Source organism: Burkholderia stabilis (assembly GCF_001742165.1).
GTDB lineage: Bacteria > Pseudomonadota > Gammaproteobacteria > Burkholderiales > Burkholderiaceae > Burkholderia > Burkholderia stabilis.
On the sequence record NZ_CP016444.1, the window covers coordinates 189,864 to 216,622 of the forward strand.

General features: G+C 62.4%; 30 protein-coding genes. 10 read left to right on the top strand and 20 right to left on the bottom strand.

Features of this window, described 5'->3' with window-relative positions:
- Window positions 1-157: 157 nt before the first annotated feature.
- Entirely contained in the window at window positions 158-457 is a 300-nt protein-coding gene (locus tag BBJ41_RS33475) for an H-NS histone family protein (RefSeq protein WP_069750625.1), read from the top strand.
- Here BBJ41_RS33475 and BBJ41_RS40845 read toward each other — a convergent pair.
- From BBJ41_RS40845 to BBJ41_RS33495, 5 genes are all read right to left on the bottom strand, one after another.
- Window positions 448-615, bottom strand: a complete 168-nt coding sequence (locus BBJ41_RS40845; RefSeq protein ID WP_156814958.1) for a hypothetical protein — start codon at window positions 613-615, stop codon at window positions 448-450. The two genes, BBJ41_RS33475 and BBJ41_RS40845, sit on opposite strands and share 10 nt — an antisense overlap.
- Entirely contained in the window at window positions 616-948 is a 333-nt protein-coding gene (locus tag BBJ41_RS33480) for a cupin domain-containing protein (RefSeq protein WP_069750626.1), read from the bottom strand.
- 182 nt (window positions 949-1,130) lie between these two features.
- Window positions 1,131-1,727, bottom strand: a complete 597-nt coding sequence (locus tag BBJ41_RS33485; RefSeq protein WP_069750627.1) for a nucleotidyltransferase domain-containing protein — start codon at window positions 1,725-1,727, stop codon at window positions 1,131-1,133.
- 52 nt (window positions 1,728-1,779) lie between these two features.
- On the bottom strand, window positions 1,780-2,496 hold the full coding sequence (locus BBJ41_RS33490; RefSeq protein ID WP_083282094.1) for a pentapeptide repeat-containing protein: 717 nt from the start codon (window positions 2,494-2,496) through the stop codon (window positions 1,780-1,782).
- A 289-nt stretch (window positions 2,497-2,785) separates the two neighbouring features.
- Window positions 2,786-3,709: a LysR family transcriptional regulator gene (locus BBJ41_RS33495; protein WP_069750628.1), complete on the bottom strand. Its 924-nt coding sequence runs from the start codon at window positions 3,707-3,709 to the stop codon at window positions 2,786-2,788.
- A 67-nt stretch (window positions 3,710-3,776) separates the two neighbouring features.
- Here BBJ41_RS33495 and BBJ41_RS33500 point away from each other — a divergent pair, with 67 nt between their 5' ends.
- Window positions 3,777-4,394 (top strand): LysE family translocator, encoded by a 618-nt coding sequence (locus BBJ41_RS33500; protein ID WP_069751437.1) that lies wholly within the window; start codon window positions 3,777-3,779, stop codon window positions 4,392-4,394.
- A gap of 75 nt (window positions 4,395-4,469) precedes the next feature.
- On the opposite strand, the gene BBJ41_RS33505 is transcribed toward BBJ41_RS33500, so the two are convergent.
- Entirely contained in the window at window positions 4,470-5,102 is a 633-nt protein-coding gene (locus tag BBJ41_RS33505; protein WP_069750629.1) for an FMN-dependent NADH-azoreductase, read from the bottom strand.
- 132 nt (window positions 5,103-5,234) lie between these two features.
- Between BBJ41_RS33505 and BBJ41_RS33510 the strand changes: the two genes are divergently transcribed.
- A complete protein-coding gene (locus BBJ41_RS33510; RefSeq protein WP_069750630.1) occupies window positions 5,235-6,113 on the top strand; it encodes a LysR substrate-binding domain-containing protein in 879 nt (292 codons plus the stop codon).
- A 143-nt stretch (window positions 6,114-6,256) separates the two neighbouring features.
- The gene (locus BBJ41_RS33515) at window positions 6,257-6,970 is read left to right on the top strand and encodes a hypothetical protein (protein ID WP_069750631.1); all 714 of its coding nucleotides are present in this window, start codon (window positions 6,257-6,259) and stop codon (window positions 6,968-6,970) included.
- A gap of 358 nt (window positions 6,971-7,328) precedes the next feature.
- Here BBJ41_RS33515 and BBJ41_RS33520 read toward each other — a convergent pair whose 3' ends face one another.
- Window positions 7,329-8,804, bottom strand: a complete 1,476-nt coding sequence (locus tag BBJ41_RS33520; RefSeq protein WP_069750632.1) for a coniferyl aldehyde dehydrogenase — start codon at window positions 8,802-8,804, stop codon at window positions 7,329-7,331.
- Between the two features lie 99 nt (window positions 8,805-8,903).
- Between BBJ41_RS33520 and BBJ41_RS33525 the strand changes: the two genes are divergently transcribed.
- A complete protein-coding gene (locus BBJ41_RS33525) occupies window positions 8,904-9,557 on the top strand; it encodes a TetR/AcrR family transcriptional regulator (protein WP_069750633.1) in 654 nt (217 codons plus the stop codon).
- Between the two features lie 132 nt (window positions 9,558-9,689).
- On the top strand, window positions 9,690-10,373 hold the full coding sequence (locus BBJ41_RS33530) for a type 1 glutamine amidotransferase domain-containing protein (RefSeq protein WP_069750634.1): 684 nt from the start codon (window positions 9,690-9,692) through the stop codon (window positions 10,371-10,373).
- A gap of 51 nt (window positions 10,374-10,424) precedes the next feature.
- Here the strand turns inward: BBJ41_RS33530 and BBJ41_RS33535 are convergent, their stop codons facing one another.
- The 4 genes from BBJ41_RS33535 to BBJ41_RS33550 all read right to left on the bottom strand — a co-directional run bounded on the left by BBJ41_RS33535 (window position 10,425) and on the right by BBJ41_RS33550 (window position 13,851).
- Window positions 10,425-10,901: a MerR family transcriptional regulator gene (locus tag BBJ41_RS33535; protein ID WP_069750635.1), complete on the bottom strand. Its 477-nt coding sequence runs from the start codon at window positions 10,899-10,901 to the stop codon at window positions 10,425-10,427.
- 121 nt (window positions 10,902-11,022) lie between these two features.
- Window positions 11,023-12,267: a saccharopine dehydrogenase family protein gene (locus tag BBJ41_RS33540; RefSeq protein WP_069750636.1), complete on the bottom strand. Its 1,245-nt coding sequence runs from the start codon at window positions 12,265-12,267 to the stop codon at window positions 11,023-11,025.
- 43 nt (window positions 12,268-12,310) lie between these two features.
- Window positions 12,311-13,228 (bottom strand): acetoacetate decarboxylase family protein, encoded by a 918-nt coding sequence (locus BBJ41_RS33545; RefSeq protein ID WP_069750637.1) that lies wholly within the window; start codon window positions 13,226-13,228, stop codon window positions 12,311-12,313.
- Window positions 13,229-13,401: 173 nt separating this feature from the next.
- Window positions 13,402-13,851: a MerR family transcriptional regulator gene (locus BBJ41_RS33550; RefSeq protein WP_069750638.1), complete on the bottom strand. Its 450-nt coding sequence runs from the start codon at window positions 13,849-13,851 to the stop codon at window positions 13,402-13,404.
- A gap of 154 nt (window positions 13,852-14,005) precedes the next feature.
- Between BBJ41_RS33550 and BBJ41_RS33555 the strand changes: the two genes are divergently transcribed.
- The gene (locus tag BBJ41_RS33555) at window positions 14,006-14,836 is read left to right on the top strand and encodes an alpha/beta fold hydrolase (RefSeq protein WP_069750639.1); all 831 of its coding nucleotides are present in this window, start codon (window positions 14,006-14,008) and stop codon (window positions 14,834-14,836) included.
- An 86-nt stretch (window positions 14,837-14,922) separates the two neighbouring features.
- On the opposite strand, the gene BBJ41_RS33560 is transcribed toward BBJ41_RS33555, so the two are convergent.
- Window positions 14,923-15,585: a glutathione S-transferase family protein gene (locus BBJ41_RS33560; protein ID WP_069750640.1), complete on the bottom strand. Its 663-nt coding sequence runs from the start codon at window positions 15,583-15,585 to the stop codon at window positions 14,923-14,925.
- 50 nt (window positions 15,586-15,635) lie between these two features.
- Window positions 15,636-16,373 (bottom strand): NIPSNAP family protein, encoded by a 738-nt coding sequence (locus tag BBJ41_RS33565; RefSeq protein ID WP_069750641.1) that lies wholly within the window; start codon window positions 16,371-16,373, stop codon window positions 15,636-15,638.
- A 59-nt stretch (window positions 16,374-16,432) separates the two neighbouring features.
- On the opposite strand from BBJ41_RS33565, the gene BBJ41_RS33570 reads away from it, so the two are divergent.
- Window positions 16,433-17,452, top strand: coding sequence for a helix-turn-helix transcriptional regulator (locus BBJ41_RS33570; RefSeq protein WP_236872197.1), 1,020 nt, complete (start codon window positions 16,433-16,435; stop codon window positions 17,450-17,452).
- Window positions 17,453-17,536: 84 nt separating this feature from the next.
- Here BBJ41_RS33570 and BBJ41_RS40850 read toward each other — a convergent pair whose 3' ends face one another.
- Complete coding sequence (locus BBJ41_RS40850) at window positions 17,537-17,806, bottom strand: hypothetical protein (RefSeq protein WP_156814959.1); 270 nt, start codon at window positions 17,804-17,806, stop codon at window positions 17,537-17,539.
- Between BBJ41_RS40850 and BBJ41_RS33575 the strand changes: the two genes are divergently transcribed.
- On the top strand, window positions 17,805-19,022 hold the full coding sequence (locus BBJ41_RS33575) for a hypothetical protein (protein ID WP_069750643.1): 1,218 nt from the start codon (window positions 17,805-17,807) through the stop codon (window positions 19,020-19,022). The two genes, BBJ41_RS40850 and BBJ41_RS33575, sit on opposite strands and share 2 nt — an antisense overlap.
- Window positions 19,023-19,147: 125 nt before the next feature.
- Here BBJ41_RS33575 and BBJ41_RS33580 read toward each other — a convergent pair whose 3' ends face one another.
- Window positions 19,148-19,792 (bottom strand): HD domain-containing protein, encoded by a 645-nt coding sequence (locus BBJ41_RS33580; RefSeq protein ID WP_069750644.1) that lies wholly within the window; start codon window positions 19,790-19,792, stop codon window positions 19,148-19,150.
- 152 nt (window positions 19,793-19,944) lie between these two features.
- On the opposite strand from BBJ41_RS33580, the gene BBJ41_RS33585 reads away from it, so the two are divergent.
- A complete protein-coding gene (locus BBJ41_RS33585; protein ID WP_069750645.1) occupies window positions 19,945-20,352 on the top strand; it encodes a DUF3224 domain-containing protein in 408 nt (135 codons plus the stop codon).
- Between the two features lie 165 nt (window positions 20,353-20,517).
- On the opposite strand, the gene BBJ41_RS33590 is transcribed toward BBJ41_RS33585, so the two are convergent.
- The 5 genes from BBJ41_RS33590 to BBJ41_RS33610 all read right to left on the bottom strand — a co-directional run bounded on the left by BBJ41_RS33590 (window position 20,518) and on the right by BBJ41_RS33610 (window position 26,753).
- Window positions 20,518-22,083, bottom strand: coding sequence for a methyl-accepting chemotaxis protein (locus BBJ41_RS33590; RefSeq protein WP_069750646.1), 1,566 nt, complete (start codon window positions 22,081-22,083; stop codon window positions 20,518-20,520).
- Between the two features lie 303 nt (window positions 22,084-22,386).
- Entirely contained in the window at window positions 22,387-22,797 is a 411-nt protein-coding gene (locus BBJ41_RS33595) for a VOC family protein (RefSeq protein WP_069750647.1), read from the bottom strand.
- A gap of 198 nt (window positions 22,798-22,995) precedes the next feature.
- Window positions 22,996-24,063 carry a hypothetical protein gene (locus BBJ41_RS33600; protein ID WP_156814960.1) on the bottom strand — a complete coding sequence of 356 codons (1,068 nt, stop codon included), beginning with the start codon at window positions 24,061-24,063 and terminating at the stop codon, window positions 22,996-22,998.
- 861 nt (window positions 24,064-24,924) lie between these two features.
- A complete protein-coding gene (locus BBJ41_RS33605) occupies window positions 24,925-26,052 on the bottom strand; it encodes an aminotransferase class V-fold PLP-dependent enzyme (RefSeq protein ID WP_069750649.1) in 1,128 nt (375 codons plus the stop codon).
- Between the two features lie 170 nt (window positions 26,053-26,222).
- On the bottom strand, window positions 26,223-26,753 hold the full coding sequence (locus BBJ41_RS33610; RefSeq protein ID WP_069750650.1) for a P-loop nucleotide/nucleoside kinase family protein: 531 nt from the start codon (window positions 26,751-26,753) through the stop codon (window positions 26,223-26,225).
- Between the last annotated feature and the right edge of the window lie 6 nt (window positions 26,754-26,759).

Below are 26,759 nucleotides of genomic sequence, written 5' to 3' on the forward strand. Positions count from 1 at the left end.
GCAATCATGTGCGTATTCGCCAAAGCGTCACACTTTTCAGGTGTTCGAAGCAGTCTGGTGCGCCATATCGATGTCGAAACACGTAGTCGGAGAGAATTTCCTCATCATTTCTGCTTTAAACCGCTATCATGTGTGTACACAACCCCACGAGCGATATATGGCGACTTACAAGGAACTGAAAGCCCAAATGGAAGCTTTGGCCGAGAAAGCCGAAGCAGCGCGCGCCGCGGAATTCCAGACGATCGTCGACGACATCCGCGCCAAGGTCGCGGAATTCGGCATTACCGAGAAAGACATTTTCGGTGTACGCCGAGGTCGTTCGGCCAAGCAAGCGGCCGCACCCGTGCAGGCGAAGTATCGTGACCCGAAGACCGGCGCAACCTGGTCCGGCCGCGGTCGCGCGCCCGCATGGATCAAGGATGCGAAGAACCGTAATCGATTCCTGATTCAGGAATAAGCGTCCCGACGCGAACCGGCGCGCGTTTCGACGCGTTGTCCGGCCATATTGGCATCGATACCGGCGGTATCAAGAGACCGCTCCGGGTTGTTGACATGTGTCACATCCGGCGCGTGACGAACTGTTACACGCCGGATCGCCTTGCGGCCAATATTCATTCAGCGTTCGTAATAGATGGCAAGCCAGACGGTTTGCTCTTCTTCATGCGTCCACGCAACGCGATGGCGGCAATGCGGCTCGATCAATACGTAGTCGCCGGCGCGCATGTCGTGTCGCGTCGAACCCTCCTCGAATTCGAGCACGGCCGCCCCCGACAGCAGCACGACCCATTCGGCGCGCGAGTCGTCATACCAGAACCCGTCGGGGCTCGCGTGCCCCATCGATACGATCCGCTCGACGTTCAGACGCTGCCCCGTGACGAGAAGGTCGATCCGCTCGTCACCGCCGCGCTGCCCTTCGACACTGAACAGATTACCGGTTTGAAGCTGCATGGTTCGGCCTCGTCGTTGACCTTCGCGTGAAGGAGGCGGTTAAAAGGCGCCGGAGAAACATTCACTGTAGTCCAAAGGCCGCCATTGAAGCGGAATCGTTCAGGCCATGCGAAAGGAAAAGCCCATGCAGGCACTTCCGCAAACGGGTCGATGAATCCACGCGAAAAGCGGATGAATGGCCATTACAGCGCGCGCGCCCATTCATTGCCGGGGTGGAGCGCATCGAGGCAGCCTTTCAACCATGCGCGCTCGCTAACCGGCAGCTTCGGCAACGCCCTGTCGAAATCCTGTTGATCTTTAAAGCGCCGATCCCTGGCCTTGAACAACAGCACCGCGGACGGATTCAGATACGGGATGCCGTCGGCGGTTCTCATCACCATTTCGGCACGTGGCCGCTTGAACGACGGATCCCTTTTATAGGCCCACCATTCAGGCGTGCCCGGCTCGATCATCATGTCGACCCGCCAACTTTCGGCGGTGCGGTCGAATCCCCAGAATTGCATGACATCCGGCGGTGCGTCCTGGTTTTCCGGCAGCTTTTCGACAACGCCGGCGTGGGCCGTGTAGAACTCGAGATCGCTGAACGCCCGACGGAACCGGCTGAAATCCTGTCGCAAAATCGTGAACTCCAGATCGTCATGCTCACGCGTCTGGGCACCATGCCAAAGGTCGAGCGCCCATCCGCCGACGACACACCAAGGCAAATGAATATCGCGCAACCGTCGTGCAAGCGCTTCCGGTTCCCACGCATCCCACGCTTCCTGATCGGGAATCGTCATTTAAATACTCATCTCATTGGAATGATTTGCGTTGAATGGCGCGCGCCGACGTTCACATCACGCGCACGCCGCAATCGCCAATCAGCATGACGGCCTGATCGACGGAAAGTATCGCGCCTTTCAGATGGAGCATGGCATCGGACAGCCTCAAACCGCTCAGGTCTGCCAAGCGCAGGTCAGCGCCGTCGAACCGCGTGTTGAGCAAGCGCGCGTTGCCGAGGCTGCCGCCCTCGAAAACGGCATCGCGAAAATCGCAATCGGCAAGATCCGCCTCGGAGAAATTCAATGCTTCGAGCGTCTGCTTCCGGAACGACAGCCCTCTCAAACTGGCGCCGACGAGCAGGGAATCGTGAAAGCTGAGCCCCAGCGCCCGGATGTCCGCGAAGCGGGCGCCCGTCAGCCGAACCTCCGTAAAGACGGTCGATGCCAGCTTGGCGCCGGTCCAGTCGGTATTGTTCAAATCGCTCCGGCAGAATCGGGCGTCAGTCGCATTGGAATACCGGAAATTTGCCGTGGCGCCCTTGCAGCCCAGCCAGCGGCTCCGCGAAAGATCGCTGTGCTCGAAGCGGGTCTGCTCGAAATTGCACTGCGCGAATCGCGCCGCGCGGAAGTCGAGGCTGGAAAGGTCTTCGCCGTCGAAATTGCAACGCTCGAAGGTCGGCCCGTCACCGGATTGCCGGAGGACACGCTCCAGTTCATCCCGGCTGAATGTCGTCTCGCTGAACATGGCGCCGTTGCCGGTCGACGGATCTTTGACGTGTGTGCGCATCGGTACAAATCCCCCTGGGTGGGGGGCGCGCAGTGTCATGTCCACGGTGCGCCCCCTTGATTCGTGAAAACAAGGTTGACGCCGCGGCATACATAGAACCCTGGATCGGGCGCAGGAGATACCAACCTGCCACTCTATTTTCGGCAACGCGGATTCTACCGCCGCCGCACCCGGCTTCGCAATGTCGACACCTGCTGCCATCCGGGCCGATGCCCATGATTCCACCGGGACAACCGGCCGGCGCCTGGGCACTCACGCCACCGTTTGCCGAACATCAAGCGCCAACCGCTCAAACCGCCGCCTTCAACCACGCAAGCAAATCCGCCTGCGCGCTTCCGTCCGTCACGGGCGCCGGCGTCAGCAGGCAATAGTGCGAGCCGTCTTCGACGAAGCCCATCGGCGCAACGAGCACGCCGTTTTCGATGTCGTCGCGCACGAGATGCCACGGGCCGATGGCGACGCCGAGCCCTGCGACCGCGGCCTGCAGACTGAAATAGAAATGATCGAACGTCTGCCCCCGCCCGCTCCCCGCCGGCTGATTCGCAGCAGCCGCCCATTCCTGCCAGGCGTCCGGCCTCGTCCGCGTATGCAATAGCGGCGCGTCGCGTTTCAACGTGCGGCCACCACGGCGAGCAGAGAACCACGTGTCCACCTTGTCTGGCCGGCAAACCGGCCCGACCTTTTCCATAAACAGGCGCTCGGCGTGATAGCCGTCGGGCCACGCAAAGTCGTTGCGGCGGATGGCCATGTCGATGCCGCTGTCGAACGAGAACGGCCCGCCCGCGGCAGCCAGATGAATGTCGACACCTGCATGTCGGGCCTGGAAGTCCGGCCAGCGCGGAATCAGCCAACGCATCAGGAGCGTCGGCTCGCACGACAGGACCCAACGCCGCGCGTGGGCAGCCTCGGTGCGCAATGCGTGCGCGGCATCACGCATCAGGCCCAGGCCATCATGGACGGCCCGGGCCAGCTTGCGGCCCGCATCGGTCAGGAAGACCCGACGACTGCGCCGCTCGAACAGCGCCACGCCCAGGTCATCCTCGAGCAGGCGCACCGCACGACTGACCGCACCGTGGGTCACGCACAGTTCGTCGGCAGCACGGCTGAAATTCTCGTGGCGCGCCGCCGCTTCGAAACAGCGCAATGCCATCAGCGACGGCAGGTTCGTGCGAATTTTCTGTGAGTCAAACTCACCATTTCGGTCAGAAATCATCGCTTTTCCCGATGCAATATGCTTCTTAATATTGTGCCACGACGATATCGATCGAAAGGACGACGCGATGACCGAACTGATAGTTGTAGTCACCATTACATTGCTGGCCGTCATCAGCCCGGGCCCCGACTTCGCGATGGTCACGCGCAACAGCCTGATGCTGTCGCGCCGGGCAGGCTTGCTCACCGCGCTGGGGATCGGGCTGGGCGTGACGGTCCATGTGAGCTACACGCTGCTGGGCGTGGGCCTGCTGATCCGCCAGTCACTGTGGCTCTTCAATGCCGTCAAGCTGGTCGGCGCGATCTACCTGATCTACCTGGGCGTGAAGATGCTCATGACGAAATCCGGCGACGCGCGGCCCGACGCGCATGTGGCGCCGCTATCCGATCTGGCGGCGCTGCGCACCGGCTTCCTGACCAATGTGCTGAATCCCAAAACCACCGTGTTCATCGTCAGCCTGTTCATGCAGGCAGTGCGCCCCGACACGCCATTGATCGTGCAGATCGGCTACGGCGCCTTCATCGCGCTCGCGCACGCCGGCTGGTTCAGCCTGGTGGCCGTCTGCTTCTCCGCCGCGGCCGTCCGCGATCGCCTGCTGTCGCTGCGCCACTGGATCGACCGCACCTTCGGCGGCTTGCTCGTGGGCTTCGGCGTCGCGCTTGCCATCGCGCGCGGCGGGCGCTGACCCGCATCCGCCGGCCGCGTCGCAGCCGGCGCCGGGCACGATTCGCTCGCGCGCCGGTTGCGCAGCGCGGCGGCTTCAGAACGTGCGTGCGATCGTGCGCGCTTCGTCGATCGCGCGACTGCGATCGACCTTTCCGTCGGGGCCGAACAACGTGCGCTCGACGACGATGCCGGCCACATCCTGCACGCCCACGAACTTGAGCCAGGTTTCCATGTACGGGCGCTGAAGGTCGAACTCGCCGGCCGGCGTAAACGAGCCCGGCGACTGATAGCCGAGCCCGCGCGCATAGACGACCGCCGCCTTTTTCCCGTCCAGCTTGCCGCTGAAACCCGAATCGTCGAACGTGAACAGCACGTCCTTCTGCGAGATCGCATCGATCAGGTGCTTGAGCTTGTACGGAATGCTGAAATTCCACAGCGGCACGCCGAACAGGAACTTGTCCGCCTCGTGGAACGGCGCCGCGAGCCGTTCGATCCATTGCCACGCGGCAGCCTGCTCCGGCGTCAACGCCGCGCCGTTCAGTCCGGCATATTTCGCGGCCAGCGCGGCCTCGTCGAATTCAGGCATCGCCAGATCCCAGATGTCGAGCTTCTGGATCACGTGATCGGGATGCTCCTGCCGGTACGCATCGAGAAATGCACTGCACACTTCGATCGACGCCGAATATGCCTTGTTGGGTGAGCCTTCGATATAGAGCACGCGTGTCATGGAGCCGGTCCTTGCGAAGAGTGACGACGACGCGCGGAAGGTGCGGCCGCCCACTGCGCTTCGCAGCTTATCCAGCCGGCTTATAATTTTGAAACGATATTAATTGATTGAATTAACCCGGATTGGTGATGAATGGGCAACCCACTCGACACGGCGCTACTTCATACGTTTGTTGCGGTCGCCGACATACGGAGCTTTACCGGCGCCGGTCACAGGCTGAATCTCAGCCAGTCCGCGGTCAGCGCGCAGGTCGTTCGTCTTGAGGAACAGGTCGGCCAGCCGCTGCTCGTGCGCAATACGCGCAGCGTCACGCTCACCGAGCAGGGCCGGACGCTGCTCGGATACGCGCGCGCGATGCTCAATCTGAGCGAGGAAGCGCGGGCCAGGCTCGGGACCGGCGACGCCATCGACGCCAGGCTGCGCATCGGCGCGTCGGAAGACTTCGCGGGAGGCTGGCTTCCGGACGTGATGCGCCGCCATGGTGCCGCGCGGCGCGGCTTGCGGCTGGAATTGACGGTCGACATCGGCGACAGCCTGTTTCGGCGGCATGCCGACGGCGAATTCGATCTCGTGATCGGCAGCCGGTGCACGCACGCGGGCCAGGGCGCGACGTTGTGGCACGAGCCGCTCGTCTGGGCATTCGCGCGCCACGAGCCGCTTCCCGAAGGCGATGTCCCGCTGGCGTGCTTTCCCGATCCGTGTCCGTACCGAGGAGCGGCCATCAAGGCGCTCGCGCTGGCCGGCCTGCGCTACCGGATCGCATGCGAAAGCCCGAGCGTCACCGGCATCCGGACGTTCGCGCGCGCCGGCATCGCGATCGCGCCGGTGCCGCGCAGCGCGATCGACGACACGCTCCGCGAATTGGGTGCGCCGGAAGGCTTGCCGCCATTGCCGGAAACGGAATTCGTGATGATGCATGACACCGGTATGCCGGCTGCCGTTGAATTCGCCGCGACGATTTTCGACGAAACTGCCGTTCGCACAGGGCATGGAAAACGCAGCAAGCCGTAGCGGGAAATATTCCGCCCGTTTAAACTGACAAGATCCGTTTTCGGCATTTCCGCAAGACCACTGCAACATCAACTCAAAATAGTATTCCGCACGAGACCTTCTGCAAGCCACGGCTTGCAAAAACCATACGGGGATGAAAAATCATGAGCAATATTGATGTTCTTGAATCTCAGCTGTTCGGCCTGTGTCACAAAGCGCTCTCGTCGCTGAATTTCATGAACGTAAAACAGAAACCGGGCACGTTGGAATTCGAGGCCGACGATCTCGTCGACAAGCTGATCGGAATCCTGAATCTCCATCAAACGCCACCGCCCGCGACCACCGCCACTGCTGCTGCCGCCGCCAAACCGCCAGACAACAGCATGATCGGCTTCTCGCTTTTCACGGCGTGGTTCATCATGAAAGTCAGCACGCAATTGGGATCCGGATTCGAACTGCGGGCCGAGCTACATAAAGAAAGCAATCTCAAGGAGAGCTACAAGGAAAATATAAAATCCTATGCAAGCCATGCGAAGATTGACATTATTCCGTCCGAGCTTCTTGTCGACTTCTTCGTTAGCCCGAAAGGGAAAAAGCACTGCCCCGTCCTTACCGCCGAGAGCGAAAGCAAGGAAGATCTGGAGTTCCACGATCTGAGCAAACTCCTTTTAACGACTTCCCCTCGAAGAATTTATCTCGCCAACATCGGATCGTCCAAAATCGACGCGGCGACGACTGCAATACGGGACATTCTTGACGAGGCCAGTGCCGCCGGCATCCTGAACCTGAGCGATCAGATTTGTTTCGTCCTGTACGAAAAGAATGGCAAGAATTTCGTCATTCACCTGTTCGACTACGATCAGTACAGGCATTTGTGAGCCCGGCACGGCCTCGTTCGGGCAGCAGCCTGACGACGCCGGAATGCGTCGATGCCGAACACACGGCGATGCTCCATGAGCCATGCAAGGGGAAGGCATCGATTACCTGCCTTCCTCGATCTGCGCCATGGGCCCAACCCCGGATCGAGCGACGAAATGGTGTCGGTGGTGTCGGCAACAGGTGATCGCGGGCATCGACAAACGCGCATCAGGCGCCGCACGAATCAGCCCCCCCTCGATTGGCCGCCCCACCAAACGCTCACGCCCGCACCTACCCGACACCGCGATCGTCTTCTGCGGCAACCGCACGCAGCGAGCAGCAAGCACGGCCGCGCCCGACTGCGCCCCCCCATCACACTCAACGCTCCGCACTCAACCCCACACGCCCGTCAACCCGATCCCGGGCCCGCCCAAGCAGCGCCGCCAGCGCGAAATCCGCGAGCTTGCCGAACGGCGCACGCAGCAGGTTCGGCAAACTCAAGCGCCCCTGCACGAACACGCCCTTGGCATGGCTCATCGCGCGGAATCCCTCGATGCCGTGATACGCGCCCATCCCGCTCGGACCGACGCCGCCGAACGGCAAGTCTTCCTGCGCGACATGCAGCAGCGTGTTGTTGATGCCGACATTGCCCGACGTCGTTCGCTTCAGCAACGTCTCGCAATCGCCGTCCCGTTCGCCGAAGTAATAGAGCGCAAGCGGCCGCGGGCGCGCGTTCACGTAGTCGATGACCTCGTCGATCGTGCGATACGTGCGTACCGGCAGGATCGGCCCGAAGATCTCCTCCTGCATCACGGCCGTGTCGTCGCGCGCCCCGACGATCAGCGTGGGCGCCAGCGTGCGCTTGCGGGTAGCCGCGTGCTGCGGGTTCACGCCCGCCTCGATCACGCGCGCGCCCTTGCTGCGCGCGTCGTCGACGAGGCCCCTCAGGCGATCGTAATGCCGGTCGCTGACGATCGACGTGTAGTCCTGACTGGTCGGCCCGTCCGGATAGAAACGCGCGACCGCCGCGTGGTATTGCCCGACGAACGCCTCGAGATCGTCTTCGTGCACCAGCGCATAGTCGGGTGCAACGCAGGTCTGCCCGCCGTTCGACAGCTTGCCGAACACGATGCCGGACATCGTCCGGTCGTTGACGTGCCCTCTCCCGACGATCACCGGGCTCTTGCCGCCCAGTTCGAGCGTCACCGGCACGAGATTGTCGCTTGCGGCCTTCATGACCTTGCGGCCCACCTGCGTGCTGCCGGTAAACAGCAAATGATCGAACGGCAAACCGCTGAACGCGGCGCCGACTTCCGGGCCGCCGAGCACGACCGCGACTTCCTCGCTCGGGAAGGTGTCCGCGAGCATCCGGCGGATCAGCTCGCTGGTGCGCGGCGTCAGCTCCGAAGGCTTGAGCATCGCCCGGTTGCCGGCGGCCAGCGCGGTTGCCAGCGGGATGAACGTGAGCGAGAACGGGTAATTCCACGGCGCCATCACGCCAACGACGCCCACCGGCTGGTACTCCACGCGCGCGTGCCCGGCGCGATAGAAGATGCCGACATGCCGGCGCTGCGGCTTCATGAAGCGGCGCAGGTTGCGCGTCAGGTAGTCGATCGCCTGGACCACGCCCATCAACTCCATGATCGCGGTCTCGTGACGCGAGCGATGTCCGAAATCGGCGCTGATCGCCTCTTCCACGTCGCGGCGATGGGCGAGCACCACAGCGCGCAGCCGGGCGAGCCGCGCCTTGCGCTGCTGCACGCTCGGCGGCCCCTCGGTGACGAATGCGCCGCGCTGGCGGGCCAGCAATGCCGCCGGGTCGATGCTCGAGCTGGATGCTGCGGAAACGGCCATGGTGCACCTCACGAGATTGCGTCGATGTAGACACTGTCAACTTGCGTACCACGGATCATAGGACCACAATGTTTTCGATGTCAACATAGGAACAACACGATGCCGTCAGACACGGATGCGGACGCCGGGCAAAAGGCTTATCACCACGGGGATCTGCGTCGCGCGATCATCGACACGGCGCTCGACACGCTGCAGGAGCAACAGGGCTGGCAGTTCACGCTGCGTGAAATCGCGCGGCGGGCGAACGTCAGCCACTCCGCGCCGTACCGGCACTTTCCGGACAAGGCCGCGCTGCTTCACGAACTGGCGCTGATCGGCTTCGATCGTCTGCGCGACGAACTCGCGGCATCCATCGATCCCGACGCGGGCGCGCCGGATGTGCTGCTTGCGCTGGCCTACGCCCATCTCGCGTTCGGGCAGCGCCACCCCGATCTCTATCGACTGATGTTTGCCGCGGATGCCGGCGAGCCTTCCGATATCCATCTCGACCCACGCGTGCAGGCGCCCTTCCTGCTGGTCGTCGACATCCTGGAGCAAGGCCAGCAAGCCGGCACAATCCGGCCGCGTTCGGCGCTCGGGCAGGCGACCGCCTGCTGGGCGCATCTCCATGGCCTGACGATGCTCGCGATCGACGGGCGGCTGGTGCGCGAGAAAGTCGGCGATCATGCGATCGAAGACGCGTTGACGACCTTGCTGGACGGACTCGTGCTGCCCGAAAAGGACGCGCTGGCGGCCAGGGCAAAAACGTCTTGACCTTTAACTTCACTTAAAGGTTATGGTTTGCCTCGGCAGCGTATCGAGGCCACGGGTATGTGTTCTGCCATCCGACAATCCGGCGGTGCGTCGAAGACGTCCGCCCGTGGCCGATCAAAAGGAAATCGCATCATGACCAGGCGCATCCTTCACGTCGTCAGCAACGTCGCGCATTACGCCGATCCGTCGCAACCGACCGGTCTGTGGTTGTCCGAACTGACCCACGCCCATCACATCTTCGCGGCGAAAGGCTATGAGCAGCAGCTCGTGAGCCCGAAGGGCGGCGTGTCGCCGCTGGAGCCGCGCTCGCTGAAATGGCCGCACGCCGACGCTGCCGCGAAAGCGTGGCGCGCCGACAAGGCCAACGAGGCGCTGCTCGCGAACACCGCGCGCCCGGACGAAATCGATCCGGCCGATTTCGATGCGATCTACTTCACCGGCGGCCATGCCGTGATGTGGGACTACCCGGACGATGCAGGGCTGCAGCGGCTCACGCGCGAGATCTACGAGCGCGGCGGCGTCGTATCGTCGGTCTGCCACGGCTACTGCGGGCTGCTGAACACGCGGCTGTCGGACGGTTCGCTGCTGGTCGCCGGACGCCGGATCACCGGTTACTCGTGGGTGGAAGAAATCCTGGCCGGCGTCGCGAAGAAGGTGCCCTACAACGTCGAACAGCAAATGGAGCAGCGTGGCGCGCGCTATGAGAAGGCGTTGCTGCCGTTCACGTCGAACGTCGTCGTCGACGGCCGCCTGGTCACAGGCCAGAATCCGCAATCGGCGAAGGCGACGGCCGAACAGGTCGTCGCGCTGCTGTAACGCGACGCACGGGCTCGCGCCCCGCATGAAGCGCGATGCGCGGGCGCCAGCCTACGATCGAGGCGTCCCGCGCAGAAGCGACTCGTCATGCGAATCGGCAGCGGGATCTTCGGCGCTCTTCGCACTCCCGGGTTCGATCTGCGAGAGCAGCCGTTTCGCATTGGTTGCGCAGTCAACCGTGTCCGGCTTCGCGCCGATCCCGGCGATCAACGACACGACGTGCGCCTTGCTGCGCGCAAGCCGCGCCTCCAGCGCCTCGATGTCCCGCAGCTTGCGGCACAGCGCGTCAAGCAACGAACCGCATTGCCATTGCGCGAAATCGGACGGAATCAGCATGCGAATCTCGTCGAGACTGAAATCCGCCTTCTGCGCAGCCGTGATCAGATCGAGCACCGTCACCGCTTCCGGCGGATAAGTGCGATAGCCGTTCGCTTCGCGTTCGACGACCGTCAACAGACCGATGCGTTCATAGAAGCGGATGCGCGAAGGGGTAAGGCCGGTGCGTTCCGCCAGTTCCCCGATCTTCATGTTCCCGATACTCCCCGGCCGGACAGGGTCCGGCCACTTGACCTGCCGTGACGGTAAGTTGTCTCCTCACATTGATTCGTAATCCGATCGTTGTCTGCTTCCTTCCGGATGACACCCGCACTCAAACGCGCTCGAAACGCAACCCCGCATGCCGAACGAGGCGCTCGATAAAGCGCTCGTCGAACATCGTCGCAGGCGTCCAGAAGCCGCCGCCGCGCCCGGTTTTCTCGCCGTTTGCACCGCAGTCCAGCGCGAGACTGATCGCGGCCTGGCCCAGCATCTTGCCGGTGGAGCCGTAGCCCGGATCGCGGTCGCCGGTCACTTTCACGCGCAACGTTCGCCCGTCGCCGGCGCGGCCGAAGAACCGCAGATCGTAGCGGCCGGCCAGTTGCGCCTCGGCGCTCGGCCCCTCGCCGGGCTTCGGCAGCAGGAAGCGCTCCATCAGGCTGCGCACCGGCTTGATGAGGACACCCACCATGAACGCGCCCAGGCCGGCCACCATCGTCACCGCGGTCAGGCGGCCCTTGAGGCCGGTGCCCGTCATCACGGCTTCGTCATACGTAAAACGGCTGCCGTATGCGTTGCCGGCGAGTGCATTGGAGCGGTGCACGACGCGCTCGTTGATCGCCGCCATCACGAACGGGGCGATCCACGCGTCGCAATCGCGATCGAATTCGGCCGACCGGACCGCGTGCTGCCGCGCCGTGAAGCCATGCCCCTTCGGGCACAGCGAATACGGATCGAGCAATTCCCTGCGCAACGCGGGATCGGCCGCGGCTTCGCGGACGACGTTGATCACGCTCGCCACCGTCCCGCCCGACGCGCCGCCCTTCAGCGTCCTGACGCGCATCTTCACGTGCTCGGCCGGCGCGCCCCACTGTTGTCGCGCCTGCTGCTGCAGGAAGAAAACGCCCATGTCCGACGGAACCGAATCGAAGCCGCAGCAATGAACGATGCGCGCGCCCGATTGCCGGGCCGCCGGCTCGTATTTTTCGATCATCCGCTTGATCCACTGCGTCTCGCCGGTGAGATCGCAGTAATCCGTGCCGGTTTGCGCGCAGACTTTGACCAGCGGCTCACCGTAAAGCGCGTAGGGTCCGACGGTGGAGACGACCACTCGCGTTTGCGCGCAAAGCGCTCGAAGCTGCGCTTCGTCGGCCGCGTCGGCAACGATGATCGGCAGCGACTGCCCCGCCGCGCCCAGCGACGCCCTGACCTGCCTGAGCTTCGCTTCGGATCGGCCCGCGATGGCCCAGCGCAGGGTTTCGCCGGCGTCCGACAGGTAGTCGGACAGGTAGCGGGTCAGGATCTGCCCGACAAAACTGGTGGCGCCAAATACGACGAGATCATGGGTCGGCTCGGTCATGGGCGATTCCTCTCAGGCAGGTATGGCGCGGGTATGCGTACCGTCAGCGTTGCTTTCCGGGTTCATCGAAGGCTTTCAAAGGCGTCGGCATGTTCAGGACCAGCTGCGCGTCCTTCACCACGTCGAGACGCATGATGGTGGATGCACCGAGCCCGTCGAGCAACTGGCTCAGCGGGCCGCCGTGCCGCACCAGTTCGACGTTGCGAGGCAGCAGGCGCTGGGCGAACGACAACATGTTGGTCTGTACCGACGTCTGATGCCATTCGCCGTCGATGCGATTGATCATCGTCGACATACCCATGTGCGACTGGGACGCGACGTTGGTCAGCTCAGGCAGCGGCACGCTCAGGCTCAGATCCGGCCGGCCTCCCGGGCCGGCGATCCGGGCGCTTGCGGTGGCGCCGATGTTCACGTCGATATCGGCGAGCCACTTGGGCAACTGATAGCCGTGTACGCCGCGAACCCGCGCGATTTCCGTCGTGACCGGAAGCGCGAGCACATGCGCGAAGAAGCTCCTGCGCCGCATCGAATCGATCAGCTCGCGTGCGTGCGAGCCGCGCGCGCCGGGCTGGCGGATAACCACCGCGACGGATACTTCGTCATACGGATCGTTATCGCAAACCGAATACGAAAAGAAGGTCAGCGCGACCAGACCGCGCCCGGGCAGCGCCCGCAGCGGTTCGAGCGGCGCCGGCAGCATGGCCCGCAGGCGCTCGATCGGCGCCAGGAACAACAACTGAATACTGCTGGAGCGGTAGTAGAAGTTCGGCGTCCAGGTCGGTCCGACCCGCGTAGCAACCTGTCGCTTCGGAATCCGACGGAAAAAATCGATGTTTCCCGCTGCCGGATCGCGCGCCACCTCGTCCAGGTTCGGATTCATCCGGAACCGGTCGTAATACCCGCCTTCGGGCACGTCGACCGTATGCGGCCCGAATTCGACCTGTGTAAACCGCCTGTCCATGTTCGTCGCCTCTCGTCGATGATTGACCGTGGCAGGCAACACCTGAAGCCTGCTGACTCACTGCCGTCAGCAAGCACTCTAAGCTTTAAGTCAACTTTAAGGTCAAGGGTGCGAATAGAGGGGACCGTCGAGCCAGGATTGCGCGATCGGCCGGCCGTCGCCGCGCTGCCGAATCACTTGGCGGTCGAGCGGCGGCCCTTGCCCCGGATCGCCACCACACCCTGATCGCGCAGCCGATCCATCACCCAGCGCGTGCGTTCCGAGCAATTCAAATCGGTCGGCCGGTTCCTGATGCTGTCGATCGCGACCAGCAGTTGCGCCTTGTTCTCCTTCAGACGCTGCTGCATCGCTTCGATTTCGGCGACCTTCCGCTCGAGCGCCTCCACCAGCCCGTCATGCTGCCAGTTGCCGGCCTTCACCGGCAGCAGATGGCGAATCTGCTCGAGCGAAAACCCTGCACGCTGCGCGCCGGCAATGATCTCGAGCATCCACACCGCATCGTCGGCGTAGTCGCGATAACCGTTCGTGCTCCGTTCGACGGCGGTAATCAATCCTTCCGCCTCGTAAAAGCGGATTCTCGATGCCGTCAGGCCACTGAGCTTCGCCAGCTCTCCAATTCTCATACCCGCCTCGCCAGCGTATTGACATTAAACCTAACTTTAAACCTAGAGTTTGCCCATCGCCAAGCAAGCCGGACGGCTGACCACACCGGCCTGGCGATCGCGTGAGCACGACAGCGCGTCACTGATTCAAATCGCCCACCGAACAGGAGCAGACATGGGATACGTCACAACGAAAGAAGGTGTCGACATCTTCTACAAGGACTGGGGGCCGCGCGACGCCCAGGTGATCTTTTTTCATCATGGCTGGCCGCTCAGTGCCGACGACTGGGACGCGCAGATGCTCTTCTTCCTGGCCCAGGGCTACCGCGTGATCGCGCACGACCGTCGCGGCCACGGACGCTCCAGCCAGGTCTGGGACGGCCATGACATGGACCACTACGCGGACGACGTCGCCGCGGTCGTGAATCACCTCGGCGTGCAGGGCGCCGTTCATGTCGGCCACTCCACCGGCGGCGGCGAAGTCATCCATTACGTTGCCCGTCACGGCGAGGACCGCGTCTCGAAGGCAGTGCTGATCAGCGCCGTTCCGCCGCTGATGGTCAAAACCGACAGCAACCCGGGCGGGCTGCCGAAAGCCGTGTTCGACGATCTCCAGGCGCAGCTCGCGGCGAACCGCGCGCAGTTCTACTACGACGTTCCCGCCGGCCCGTTCTACGGCTACAACCGCGACGGCGCGAAACCGTCGCAGGGCGTCATCTGGAACTGGTGGCGGCAGGGGATGATGGGCAGTGCGAAAGCGCATTACGACGGCATCGTCGCATTCTCGCAGACCGACTTCACCGAGGACCTGAAAAACACCACGATTCCCGTTCTCGTGATGCACGGCGATGACGATCAGATCGTGCCTTATGCCGATTCGGGTGTCCTGTCGGCGAAGCTGGCCCGGAACAGCACGCTGAAGATCTATCCGGGCTTCCCGCACGGCATGCCGACGTCCAACGCCGATACGATCAACGCCGATCTGCTCGCGTTCATTCGCGGCTGAAGGCCGCAGATGCGGACACGGCCTTCAGCCTGAAATCGTCTCAGGATGAAGGCCGCCTTCTATCTGCTGTTCGTTGTGCGACGCAGCTAATCAGGTTCACGAAGAAATTCGGGAACCGCTTCTCCGACCGACGCGAGATAACTGGCCATCGCGCCGGCAACCTTCCGCACGGCCGGACGTGCGGTCATTCGCGCACGCCACGCCAGCAGGTTGGGGGTATCCGTTGTCATCGGCGCGCCCTTTCGCGCGCCGAACAACTGCGCCATATAGAACGCAATGTCGGCATAGGAATACGTGCCGGCCAGGAATTCCCGATTCGCCAGCACTTGTTCCATACGCCGATAGTATTGCGAAGCTTCGGCGCGCGCCGCCTGCGCGGCCGGATCATCCGGCTTGTCCTCGAGCCCCATCAGCCGGATGACGTGCGGAAAATACACCTCGTCGCTGCAATGCTCGAGCTGACGCGCGATCGCGCGTGCTGCCGGAGATGCCGGCCATAACGCGGGATCGGGCTTCAGGTCTTCGAGATACTCGAAGATCTGCGTGGAATCGAAAATCTCCACCGGGCCATCCATCAGCACCGGCACCTGCCGCTTCGGGTTGATGCGCAACACATCCGGATGCTTCGGGTCGTAGCCGCGGCGCTGGCTGAATGGCGTCATCACCAGCTCGAAGTCGATACCCTTCTCGTGCGCCGCAATCTCGACCTTCGCACCGAACATGCTCAGCGGTCCGGAAATGATCTTCATGGTTCGTTGTTCCTTCGAGGCAAGGCAGCTAACGTCGAACTCGAACACGCTCACGCACGAACGGCCGAGCGGGCAGTCGGCACCAGCCGATGCGTGTCGGTCGCGCGGATCGGCCAGCACGTGAGTTCGGGCGCAATCTCGTGCGCCCATCGATTCGAGCGGCTGAACGCGTCGAAACGCGCGATGTCGGGAAACACGGCAACGCCCATCAGCACTTGCTCGTTCGCCCGCACCGGCAATCGACGGAAATCGTTCTCGCGCGGCTCCGTGACGTACCACCCCTGGGCTGTCGCGCCGCCGGCGTCAAGAACGCTCGACATGCGTTCGCGACAAAACGAGAGAAGCTGCGCCGGTGCGGGTTCGTTCAAATAGTAAACCGTGATATCGACGAACCCCGGCGGGATGACCACGGCGTCGCGCGCCGCCCTGCGAGTGAGGTCGACGGGCAAGTGCGCGTTGTCCCACGCCGGCCGCAGCAGCAATACGTCATCCGAGTCGATCATCGTCGCATTGGCCGCATCGGCATGGGCTTTCCATGCGGGGCCACCATAGAAATCAGTCAGCCCGCCCAGCCGGGTTTCCATGCTTTCGAAGCCGCGCAACCAGATGAACCGATCAGGACGATCGAGGTCGCGAAACTGGCCCATGACCGTCATGCCAACCGCTTCCTGCGTTTCGACCAGCTCGCGGTCGAACAGATCGATCAACACGTCGCGTTTATGCGGATGCAGCGTGTACCGGCGCAGCTCGACTACGTCGAGCGGCTTTCGTCGAATGCTTTCGTTCATGTTTGACCTTCGCGTCGATGGACAGGATCAGGCATGCGATAAAGCATAAGTCCGATAACATGACACCTCATGTCAGGTATTCCAGCGAGGTGTCGCCGATGAAAGCCAGTCGCCTGTTGTCGATCATGATGATGCTGCAGGCGCGCGGCCGGATGACCGCGCCGGCGCTGGCCGAAGCGCTGGAAGTATCCGAGCGCACGATCCTGCGCGATATCGACCAGCTCTCCACGGCGGGCGTGCCCATCTGGGGCGACCGCGGCCGTAATGGCGGGTTTCAGCTGCGTGACGGCTGGAGCACCGATCTCACCGGGCTCACCGAGCACGAAGCGCATGCGCTGATTCTGGCGGGTTTGCCCGGCCCGGCGCGAGAACTGGGTCTGGACGGCATGGCCACCTCCGCGCGGCTGAAGATGATGGCCAGCCTGCCGCCGGGCTCACGCGAGCAGGCCGATCGCGTCGCCAGCCGCCTGCATGTCGATACCGTCGACTGGTACCGGGCGCAGGAAACACCGGGGTTTCTGCGCGAAGTCGCCGATGCCGTGTGGAGTTCCCACCGGATCGACGTGAAGTATCGGAGCTGGCGCGGCTTGTCCCGCCGCGAGCTCGAACCGCTCGGCCTCGTGCTCAAGGGCGGCGCCTGGTATCTGATTGCCAGGGTGACGGGCAAGCCCGGCGCACTCACCTTCCGCGTCGCGAATATCTGCGAATTCAACGCATCGCGCCGCCGCTTCAAGCGCCCTGCGCGATTCGATCTGGCGGCGCACTGGCGTGACGCGATGAGCCGGTACGAAACTGATCTCTATCGGCTGACTGCGCACGTCGCCGTGTCGCCGCGCGGCGAAACCTGGCTGACCAACGCAAGGATCAAGACCGCACCGGTTTTACAGAACGCAGGCGGCGCCGAGGTGCCGCCGGGGTGGAAGGAGTGTTTGATGCCGATCGAATCGATCGAGCACGGCGCGCGCAAGCTGCTGGAGTACGGCGCGCACCTGAAAATCCTCGGGCCGCAGGCGCTCAAGGATCGATTCATCGACGAGTTGTCGCAGGTGAAGGCGCTCTATCCGTCGGGCGGCGTTTGACGCTGCGTCACTGGCCGCAATGCGGCCGTCGTGCCAGGTACCGTGCCAACGATTGCCGGCATCGTCGCATGACCCTGCAACGCGTCACGCCCGCTGCCGCTTCAGATGCTGCCAGATCTTCGCGAGGATACCTTGCAGCGCGTGACGATCATGCTCGTCGAGACAGTCGACATCAACGCGCACATCGCCAAAAATCCGGTTTTCGCCCGCCGCCATGGCTGGCGAAAAAGTCTCGCTCATTCGATCACGCCAGTCATCCGTACTGCGTCTTCGATGAGCGCCTACAGATGAATAGGGAGTTTCGATCTTGATCCGCCGCCCGGGCTCGCACTCGCGACTGGTTGTCGTAGCCATGCTGCTCTCGACACTCTCCGCATGCGGAAACGACCATGACCAGCACGATGTCTCGACGAAGCAAACCAACGCGCCTTTCATCGTCCCCGTCATCGTCCGCGACGAGACACGGAAACCGGACGCGGGCATCGACAACGTGATGGTCGTTTCCGCCGAATACGATCGCGACTACTGGTCGAACCGGTACACCGCAGCGAGAAATCAACTCCTGCAGAACAAAAAGCAACGGCTGCAAGGCGTCGCGTTCGTGGGGTACTTGCCTTCCGGCAACGCAATCTATTGGGGGCCATCGGAGCACGGCAACCTCGACCTGTGGCCCTCCGTTCCGGGATCGGAATCTGCATCTGCATCTGCATCTGCATCGACCTCGACCTCGACCTCGACCTCGACGACGGATCGGCTCTACATCAATTGGGTGGCGAGAGAGACGGTCGACGGGCGCACGTTCTACGACAACATGACCGCGACGCTCGGCGTGCCTGCATCGCTCAACCAGGACGCCACGTTGTTTCTCCATTTCCTTCCCGGAAACCGCGTTGCCGCCGACTGGTTCGCCGATGCGACCTGGGATACGCCGGAAACACAATGGAAATCGCTTGCACCGCGTCAGGAGATCCAGGGCCGGCTGGGGCCGCAGCGTGTTGCGATGAAACTGATCAATAGCTCTGGCCGAAGCGTGAGTCGCGCGGGGATCGAACCCGCCTCCCCGGCCGACGCAGAAGAGGATCTGTCGAATCGACTGCCGGAAACGGCAATGGTGCAACAGTGGAGCGGCGGTTTCGAGGACGTTGCCGCCGGCTCGCCCGAAGCACCGACAGAAGGAGAAAGCGCCGAATGTTCGAGGGGACATTACGGCAGCACCTGCGTATTCTTCGTCGTGCCGCCAGATGGCAACAAAGGCGCACGGCTCAAGGTGAAGTGGCTGGAACAGATTTCGGCCGACGCGGCGAACTGCGAACGCGCGGAAGTCGATGTTCCGCCGTATTCACTGAAAAGACAGGTAACAGGTACGTGGCGCACGGGTGACGAGTTGGCGAATACCGTCTGGCTTCGCCTCTTGCCGGATCACCGTGCCAGCGTCGAAGTGCGTGACGGCGCGCTTGCGTCGTCCGTCATCAACGCGAGCCCCGTCAAGGCGAGCGCCATCGCAAGAACGGTTGCCACGTGCGGCGGCAAAGGCGAGCCTTCTGTCGCGCAGTGCTGTGACGGCAAATAACGCAATGCGGTATCGCATGCTTCGCGCCATTGTCGTCCTTGATGCCACGGTCCCGCTCACTGTCCGGCCCCTGCTGTAACCGACTCGTTCGACGAAACCTGCCGCAGTGCGACGCGCCAACCGGATCAGATTTCGTCGGCGAACTCGTCGAGAAAACGGCGCAACCGATCGTGGCGGATTTTCGCGAGGCGGGCGCCGGTAGCCGTCTGAAAACCCGACGCCAGCTTCAGCAGTTTCGTGTGGAAGTGATCGATCGCGAATCGCGTGTCGTCGAGCGCACGCTCCGATGCGTGCGGATCGACCGGGTCATACAACGCGCTACCCATTCGGCCCGCGACATAAAAGCACCTTGCGACACCCAGCATGCCGATCGCGTCGAGCCGGTCGGCATCCTGCAGCGTCCTGGCTTCCAGTGTCGTCGGCGCGACGCCGGCCGAGAAACTATGCGCTTCGACCGCATGTGCGACGGCGTCGATCTTCGCGTCCGGCCAATCCAGCGACTTCAGCACGAGCCGGGCCCGTTCCGCCGACAGCCGCGATGCCTGCGCCCGAAGCGGAGAATTTTTCTCTACCGGCACGCAGTCGTGCAGCAGCGTTGCCGCAAACAGCACTTCGGCATCCCCGCCCTCCTCCGCCTGAATCGCCGCAGCGTTCTTCCACACGCGTTGCAAATGCGACGTGTCATGGGAGCCGTCGCCATTGGCGTCGCTCCAGTGAGCGAGCAAGGTCGCGGCAAGATCCTGAAAGGGGGCGAATGCAGGTGTAGTCACGGGTGCGGATGATTGAAGACCAGGTTTCAATTATCGCCCCAAGTGCGGCGCAGCACACGATTCGACGGCGTATCCGGTCACGCAAACCGCATCTTGCGGCAGAACGCCGTTGGCTTATAGTGCGGAGTGCCTGTTCAACGAGGAGATCTGCGATGAAACTGCTGGCCAGCGGTCCTTTTGAAGTGAAGCTGAATCCAGAATCCCTGAGTAGCATTGCGGAAAACAGCGGGCTTGGACGCATGTCGCTGGACAAGCACTATCACGGCGACCTGGAAGCCGCCAGCCACGGTGAAATGCTCGCGTTTCGCAGCAATGTGCAAGGCTCCGCCGGGTACGTTGCAATGGAAACCGTGCAAGGTGTGCTCGGTGGCCGCCAGGGCAGCTTCGTCCTGCAACACAGCTCCACGATGACTCGCGGTCAGCCGAAGCAGTCGATCACGGTCGTACCCGATTCCGGGACGGGCGAATTGCTGGGACTCTCGGGCTCGATGACGATCAACATCGACAACGGTCAGCATTCGTATCGCTTCGACTACGCGTTTCAGGAATCGCCGCAGTAAGTTTGCTCACGATACGATTCGGCAAATTCGTTGTATTAACAACGAATGACGAATGCGCGTTTCGACCTCTTGTGCGCGATACCGGAAGAAAACGGCGGCGTTCTTCGGCGCGACACCGCTGCGTTCTTCATCGACGATCCGGCTTTGATCGCGAATACGCGCGTATCAAGCGACGGCCTCTTCACGCAAACGGAATTGCGCCACCGCCGCACTCAGCCGTGAACCCTGTTCGTCGAGCGACAGCGCCGCGGCCGCCGCTTCCTCGACCAGCGCGGCATTGCGCTGCATCGTCTGCTCCATCTGGATGACCGCGACATTCACCTGCTCGATGCCCGACGACTGCTCGTCGAATGCCATGCTGGTTTCGCCCATGATCGCGTTGACGCGCTCGACTGCGGCCACCAGTTCGTCCATCGCCGAGCCGGCCAGCGCGACGAGGCCACTGCCGTCTTCGACGCGCCGCGCGGAATTGCCGATCAAATCCCTGATTTCCTTCGCCGCCGACGCACAGCGTTGCGCGAGCCCGCGCACCTCCGTCGCGACGACCGCGAAGCCGCGCCCCTGCTCGCCTGCACGCGCGGCTTCGACGGCCGCGTTCAACGCGAGGATGTTCGTCTGGAACGCGATGCTCTCGATCACGCCGACGATGCCGGAGATCCGCGCGGAACTGTGCGAAATCGCCGACATCGTCTCGACGACGCGCTGCATCGCCTCGCCGCCGCGCGCCGCGATACCGGCCGCACCCTCAACGTAAGTGCGCGCATCGCGCGCGTTGTCCGCATTCTGGCGCACGGCCGCCGTCAGTTGCTCGACGCTGGCCGCCGCCTGCTGCAGCGACACGGCCTGCTGCTCGGTGCGTGCGGACAGGTCGACGTTGCCGCTCGCGATCGTGCGAACGTCGCCGACGATCGTCTCGGTGCTCGTGCGCACCTGGCTCACGGTGTCGACGAGGCCGTTCTGCATCCGCTTCAGCGCGTTCAACAGATAAGCCATTTCGTTCTCGCCAGGGATGACGACCGTCCCGGTCAGGTCGCCCTTCGAGATCTTTTCGAACTGGTCGACAGCGAGATTGATCGGCTCGATGATCGCCTTCGCGAGCACGCGCTGCGCGAAGAAGCCGACGACGAGCGCCAGCACGGCGACCGCCGCCATGCCCCACACGATCCGGTGGAAATGGACGCCGGCCGCTTCGTAGCGGGCTTTTTCGCGTGCGACCTGGAACGATTCGAGCGCGTCGATCGCATCCTGGTACGCAGCGAACAGCGCGGGCGGCGCCGTGCGCTGCGTGTCGAGGAAGTTGAACGCGTCGTCGCCGTCGAGTTGCGACAGTGCCTTCAGGAACACGCGGTCGAGCAACGCCTTGCGACGATTCTGCAGCGTGTCGAACAACGCCTGCTCGTTCGCGTCGCGCGTGTGCAGGCGCGTGTACGCGTCCAGTTCGTCATTGCTCTGCTTGAGAAGCGTGTGCAGTTGCGCGACCTCCGTCTTGGCGGACTGGCCGGCGCTGATGATCTGCGCGACATCGCTCATGCGTTCGCGCAGCACGAGCATCCGCTCGGAACTGGTCTTCAGGTGCAGCAGCGACGCGGTGTCGTCGCGGTACATCGCCTCGAGCGAACCGTTGCTCATGTAGAGGCCGGCGATGCATGCGCCGACCACCAGCACGAGCAGGACGGTATAGCCGGCGATGGTCGCGATGAGTCCACCACGGATAGTGAAATGTTTTCGCATGACGTTCCCTTGCGCCGGCCGGGCGCGGCCAGCGGCGGATGTGAATTCCGGATCACGAAAGACGGGCGTCACGTCGCAACACGTGGCGCGAGGGCTGCGAACGGGTTAACGGCGGGTTGGGTGGAGAGGTTTTATCTGCACGCGACGCAAATCTTGACGATTGCGACAGAGGAGGTATGGGGAGATACGTGCAGTCGGTGCGTTCGCTGACGCTCGGAGCGGGTGGGAATCCCGTAGGCAAATGTCCGGCGGCTGCGGGTGGGAGACGAGTTCCGGGCTCGCGTGCCGCGCTGCAACCGTTGACTATCCGTCGTTCGCTAGCCTTGAACGGATCTCGTCAGCCGACAGGTCGCGCTGGTGCGTGGCAATCTGCCAAACGTTTCCCCACGGATCGCGCACCATCGCCCGCCTGTCGCCGTACGGCATGTCGGCCGGCACTTCGAGCGGGGCCGCATTCGCCGCGATTGCTCGCCGATAGACCGCATCGGCATCCGCGACGTAGACGTACAGGAACGCCTGCATCGGATCACGCAGGCCGTCTCCGCCGCTGATCATCACGACGGAGTCGCCGATCCGGATTTCGGCAGGCAGCCCCGGACGGAATTCGCCCTGTGCGTGAAATACCGTGCGGATGAATTCGATCAGGTTCTCCGGATCGCGGACGACGATTCGGGGCGTGACGGTGTGCCATCCAGCGGGCTGGAATGGGGGCATGGTGTGGTGGTTCCGGCAGGGATTCGGGGGTATTGTGCTCCGGGCTTAGGAGGTTTGGAAAGGGAAGTCAGTCCGGATTGCGTATGTCGGTAATCGGCCATGAAGAGTCGTTCGCTCGTTTCATCGTCAAAACATTCGCGAGTTGGCTCAGCTTCGAAGACAGCCACGCAGTCTGCAGCGGTAACGGTATAGCCGCGACTAGGACTGCCGTTTTTCCTCGATACGCGCCACAAACACGCGCGTAAAAAGGCGGAAGTGATTGTGGATAGTTTCGAGGCGCCGAAAGATCATGTCTTGCACAAGTTTTCTTGTCGGCCCCGCGTCGCCTACGGTGGCGGCGGTTGCGAGATCGATGATGAGAGCTATGGCTCGTGCAGCGTGAAGATCCATCTGCAGGACTTCTGCATCGGTAAGGCCAGCGGTCAGCTTGGCCCCGATCGCAATCGGCAACAACTCACCGCCGCTCGCCCACTTACTGATTCTGTTCTCATCGATCGGTAGTGGGGTGCCATCGGCGACGTACTGGGAACAGAGTTTGTAATACGATTCGACACCATGAGATTGCATGACCTTGCCAATCCAGTTACCAAAAGGATGCCTGGACGGATGGGCGAGTTGAATGATTTCCTCAATGGGCGCCTCACGCTCGATTTCCCTAACAAGAACATAAAAACCCGTAGCTACCAACAGAGCTCCAAGCAATCGCTCGATCAGGTCATACGCGGGCTTGGGAAGCCGCAGGGGTTGTTTCTTCCACCACGAGTCGCGATCATCGATGAGATTCCCGCCGCAATGCTGACAGGGAATCCCCGTCTTCACTACCGCAGCAAAAAAGAGATTCGGGATGGCCTCGGAGAGCCCGAACAGGGATAGTAAGGGTGGCAGCAAAGGGCCCTCCGCATTGCCATGTTTCATGGCACTGATAAATCTTTCATCGACTCCAAACTTATCAGCGATGCCCTTTAAGGTTGTTGGCGAAACATGATGCTTGCCCCGAACATGATTCTCAAAGTTCTTGAAGTGATCGCCGACCAGATCACGCAGTAGCGCCTGATGGGTGGGATAGTCGGTGAAGATGCGCACTAGGAACTCGCGCGACGGCACCGATGGAATACCGGGCATCAATCCTAAGGCGGTGGGAAATAGCTTGAGCGGACGGCTTATGACAAGCGGCCACAACGGTGCAAGCTTGTCGCCAAAGAAGATCTCCCCAAGCGTCAACTGACCGATACCCGACTGGTTTTCCATTTTTTGGAAGATATGCAAGGAAGGATTCTTGGATCATTCTCCTGTGCGACGTCATTGCACGCAACCACCTAAAGGAGATGTCTCATGAGCAGCGACAACCAACAAGGCGCCGGCTGGCCCAGCAAGCAAGATGGCCAAAAGTCGGGAGGCGGCCGCGACAACGCGCCGCCGCGCCGGTAAGGCACGCGCAGCCTAGGCTACGCTCGAGCCTGCCCCGCAGCGAACTGGATGCGGGGCAGGTGCGCATGTTTTTGCGCCTGACGGCGCTCAAACGCCGATTCATTTCGCACGCGAAAATGCACCGACTTCCCAGCTCACTTCGCAAGTGAAGGCACGCCTCCTACACATAGCCCGGCATCCCCCGCCCTTTTCATTTAGCTGCCTTGCATTCCGAATGCGCCCTTCATCACCGTCGAGATCGTGTCGCATGGCAGGCGGGGCGCAGGAATGCTTTCAACGCAGGTCTCGCAGGTTAACCTTGAGTCGTCCGCGCATCGTGTTCTCGATCGACACAACTTTGGTTGCCGAGCATACATGACCACGAGAGTTGGACTGTGACCGCAACCCAGTAGGAAGACGATCGTCCGAAACACTTCGGAGGCAGCCATTGGTGCCTCTCTGCACGGAAGGGCTGATGCGGGTCGATCGCAGCCCTCCTAACATCAAACATTTCCCACCAGCGCCCGAACGTTCAGGAGGCGCTGTTACCGATCTCGAACGCGCCGGTTTTCACCATTCTCTTCAGCAAAGTTGAAGTCAATCCTGCGACGTAGCGACAAAAGCCGCCGCTTGAGCATCAAGCGGCGGCCGCGAAGACTGTGAATTGCGGCACACGCCCTGTCAGCACCGATTCAGGCGCGCGATACTCCACAGAACACCCTAAACAACCCGCTCCAACGCCGCCGAGAACCTGCCAACCACCCCCTCGACATCATGCAGCTTCTCCAGCCCGAACAACCCGATCCGGAAAGTCTTGAAGTCCTCGGGCTCATCACACTGCAGCGGAACGCCAGCCGCAATCTGCAAACCGGCATCGGCAAACTTCTTCCCGGACCGGATACCGTCATCGTCCGTGTAGCTGACCACGACACCCGGTGCCTGAAACCCTTCAGCCGCCACGCTCCTGAACCCCTTGCTGGCCAGCAGCGCCCGAATGCGCTTGCCGAGTTCGAGCTGTTCCGCTTTCACCTTGTCGAAACCGTATGCGTCCGTTTCCTTGATCACATCGCGCAGCGTCGCGAGGCTGTCCGTGGGCATCGTGGCGTGATACGCGAACCCGCCGCCCTCATACGCTTCCATGATCTGCAGCCACTTGCGTAGATCGCACGCGAAGCTGGTGCTGGTCGTCGCATCGATTCGTTCGCGCGCGAGCGGGCTGAGCATGACCAGCGCGCAGCACGGCGATGCGCTCCAGCCCTTTTGCGGCGCACTGATCAGCACATCGACGCCGCTGGCCTGCATGTCGACCCAGACCGTACCGGAGGCGATGCAATCCAGCACGAACATGCCGCCGACGGCATGCACGGCGTCGGCCACCGCGCGCAAATACGCGTCGGGCAACATCATGCCGGAGGCGGTTTCGACATGCGGCGCAAAGACCAGATCCGGCTTGTGTTCCCTGATCGCGGCGACCACTTCCTCGATCGGCGCCGGCGCATAGGCGGCCTGCCGCCCCTGCTCGACCGGACGCGCCTTCAGCACCGTCGTTTCGGACGGGATGCTGCCCATGTCGAAGATCTGCGACCAGCGGAAGCTGAACCAGCCATTGCGGATGACCAGGCACTTCTTGTTCGTCGCGAACTGCCGTGCGACGGCTTCCATGCCGAACGTCCCGCTACCCGGCACGACGACGACCGATTTCGCGTTGTAGACTTTTTTCAGCGAAGCGGAAATGTCGCGCATGACGCCCTGAAAGAGCTGCGACATATGGTTGATCGATCTATCGGTGTAAACCACGGAATATTCGAGGAGCCCCTCGCGGTCAACATCGGGAAGTAAACCTGGCATGGTCGTCTCCGGTAATGGATGAACTATGAAGTCAGGGCAAGCAGTGTCTTTGACTGGGTACCGCTGCACCGATGCGAATTCGTTTTTTCTCGACGAAAGCCGATTCTAACGAACGCCGCCCGTGGCCGCGCATATTTTGTCTGCTGTCTGGCCGCCCGGCGCCTGCACGCTCACGCCCCCGCTTCGTCATAAGCAACGATGTCCAGCCCCTCCGCGGAGTCCGGCACGACGAAGTACCGCGTGATCTGCTCGAACTCGGCATCCGATGCCTGGAATGGATGCTCGCCGCGCTCGTTGCGCGCATGCAGTCGTGCCTTGCAAACCGCATCGCTTACATCAAGGTAATGAAGCCGATGACCGCAGCCGGCGGCCCGCGAAACGGCCAGCCCCCACGCGCGTGCAGCGACGGTATTGAACGGAAAATCCAGAACCACCGAAATACCAGCCTGCAGCAACGCACCGATGTGATTGGCAATCACATCCTTGAGACGCGTTGCACATCGGACATAGTCGGCGATCGACAGAATCTCGGCCGGATAGAGGCGAGCGAGCCAGTCGTCCTCGCTGATCAGGATGGTCCGCTCGGCGCTTGCGAGCGCCGCGGTCAGCGTCGATTTCCCGGATGCGATCTTGCCGCATACCATGTGGAGCAATACCGCATCATCCGATGCTATCGTGTGAAGCTGCTTCCCGGTCTGCATTCCAGG

What these genes read in the sequence shown, in the direction of transcription:
- BBJ41_RS33475 (WP_069750625.1), top strand. Translation starts at nt 158, where the DNA reads ATGGCGACTTACAAGGAACTGAAAGCCCAAATGGAAGCTTTGGCCGAG.
- BBJ41_RS40845 (WP_156814958.1), bottom strand. Translation starts at nt 615, where the DNA reads ATGAATATTGGCCGCAAGGCGATCCGGCGTGTAACAGTTCGTCACGCG.
- BBJ41_RS33480 (WP_069750626.1), bottom strand. Translation starts at nt 948, where the DNA reads ATGCAGCTTCAAACCGGTAATCTGTTCAGTGTCGAAGGGCAGCGCGGC.
- BBJ41_RS33485 (WP_069750627.1), bottom strand. Translation starts at nt 1,727, where the DNA reads ATGACGATTCCCGATCAGGAAGCGTGGGATGCGTGGGAACCGGAAGCG.
- BBJ41_RS33490 (WP_083282094.1), bottom strand. Translation starts at nt 2,496, where the DNA reads ATGCGCACACACGTCAAAGATCCGTCGACCGGCAACGGCGCCATGTTC.
- BBJ41_RS33495 (WP_069750628.1), bottom strand. Translation starts at nt 3,709, where the DNA reads ATGATTTCTGACCGAAATGGTGAGTTTGACTCACAGAAAATTCGCACG.
- BBJ41_RS33500 (WP_069751437.1), top strand. Translation starts at nt 3,777, where the DNA reads ATGACCGAACTGATAGTTGTAGTCACCATTACATTGCTGGCCGTCATC.
- BBJ41_RS33505 (WP_069750629.1), bottom strand. Translation starts at nt 5,102, where the DNA reads ATGACACGCGTGCTCTATATCGAAGGCTCACCCAACAAGGCATATTCG.
- BBJ41_RS33510 (WP_069750630.1), top strand. Translation starts at nt 5,235, where the DNA reads ATGGGCAACCCACTCGACACGGCGCTACTTCATACGTTTGTTGCGGTC.
- BBJ41_RS33515 (WP_069750631.1), top strand. Translation starts at nt 6,257, where the DNA reads ATGAGCAATATTGATGTTCTTGAATCTCAGCTGTTCGGCCTGTGTCAC.
- BBJ41_RS33520 (WP_069750632.1), bottom strand. Translation starts at nt 8,804, where the DNA reads ATGGCCGTTTCCGCAGCATCCAGCTCGAGCATCGACCCGGCGGCATTG.
- BBJ41_RS33525 (WP_069750633.1), top strand. Translation starts at nt 8,904, where the DNA reads ATGCCGTCAGACACGGATGCGGACGCCGGGCAAAAGGCTTATCACCAC.
- BBJ41_RS33530 (WP_069750634.1), top strand. Translation starts at nt 9,690, where the DNA reads ATGACCAGGCGCATCCTTCACGTCGTCAGCAACGTCGCGCATTACGCC.
- BBJ41_RS33535 (WP_069750635.1), bottom strand. Translation starts at nt 10,901, where the DNA reads ATGAAGATCGGGGAACTGGCGGAACGCACCGGCCTTACCCCTTCGCGC.
- BBJ41_RS33540 (WP_069750636.1), bottom strand. Translation starts at nt 12,267, where the DNA reads ATGACCGAGCCGACCCATGATCTCGTCGTATTTGGCGCCACCAGTTTT.
- BBJ41_RS33545 (WP_069750637.1), bottom strand. Translation starts at nt 13,228, where the DNA reads ATGGACAGGCGGTTTACACAGGTCGAATTCGGGCCGCATACGGTCGAC.
- BBJ41_RS33550 (WP_069750638.1), bottom strand. Translation starts at nt 13,851, where the DNA reads ATGAGAATTGGAGAGCTGGCGAAGCTCAGTGGCCTGACGGCATCGAGA.
- BBJ41_RS33555 (WP_069750639.1), top strand. Translation starts at nt 14,006, where the DNA reads ATGGGATACGTCACAACGAAAGAAGGTGTCGACATCTTCTACAAGGAC.
- BBJ41_RS33560 (WP_069750640.1), bottom strand. Translation starts at nt 15,585, where the DNA reads ATGAAGATCATTTCCGGACCGCTGAGCATGTTCGGTGCGAAGGTCGAG.
- BBJ41_RS33565 (WP_069750641.1), bottom strand. Translation starts at nt 16,373, where the DNA reads ATGAACGAAAGCATTCGACGAAAGCCGCTCGACGTAGTCGAGCTGCGC.
- BBJ41_RS33570 (WP_236872197.1), top strand. Translation starts at nt 16,433, where the DNA reads ATGACACCTCATGTCAGGTATTCCAGCGAGGTGTCGCCGATGAAAGCC.
- BBJ41_RS33575 (WP_069750643.1), top strand. Translation starts at nt 17,805, where the DNA reads ATGCTGCTCTCGACACTCTCCGCATGCGGAAACGACCATGACCAGCAC.
- BBJ41_RS40850 (WP_156814959.1), bottom strand. Translation starts at nt 17,806, where the DNA reads ATGGCTACGACAACCAGTCGCGAGTGCGAGCCCGGGCGGCGGATCAAG.
- BBJ41_RS33585 (WP_069750645.1), top strand. Translation starts at nt 19,945, where the DNA reads ATGAAACTGCTGGCCAGCGGTCCTTTTGAAGTGAAGCTGAATCCAGAA.
- BBJ41_RS33590 (WP_069750646.1), bottom strand. Translation starts at nt 22,083, where the DNA reads ATGCGAAAACATTTCACTATCCGTGGTGGACTCATCGCGACCATCGCC.
- BBJ41_RS33595 (WP_069750647.1), bottom strand. Translation starts at nt 22,797, where the DNA reads ATGCCCCCATTCCAGCCCGCTGGATGGCACACCGTCACGCCCCGAATC.
- BBJ41_RS33605 (WP_069750649.1), bottom strand. Translation starts at nt 26,052, where the DNA reads ATGCCAGGTTTACTTCCCGATGTTGACCGCGAGGGGCTCCTCGAATAT.
- BBJ41_RS33610 (WP_069750650.1), bottom strand. Translation starts at nt 26,753, where the DNA reads ATGCAGACCGGGAAGCAGCTTCACACGATAGCATCGGATGATGCGGTA.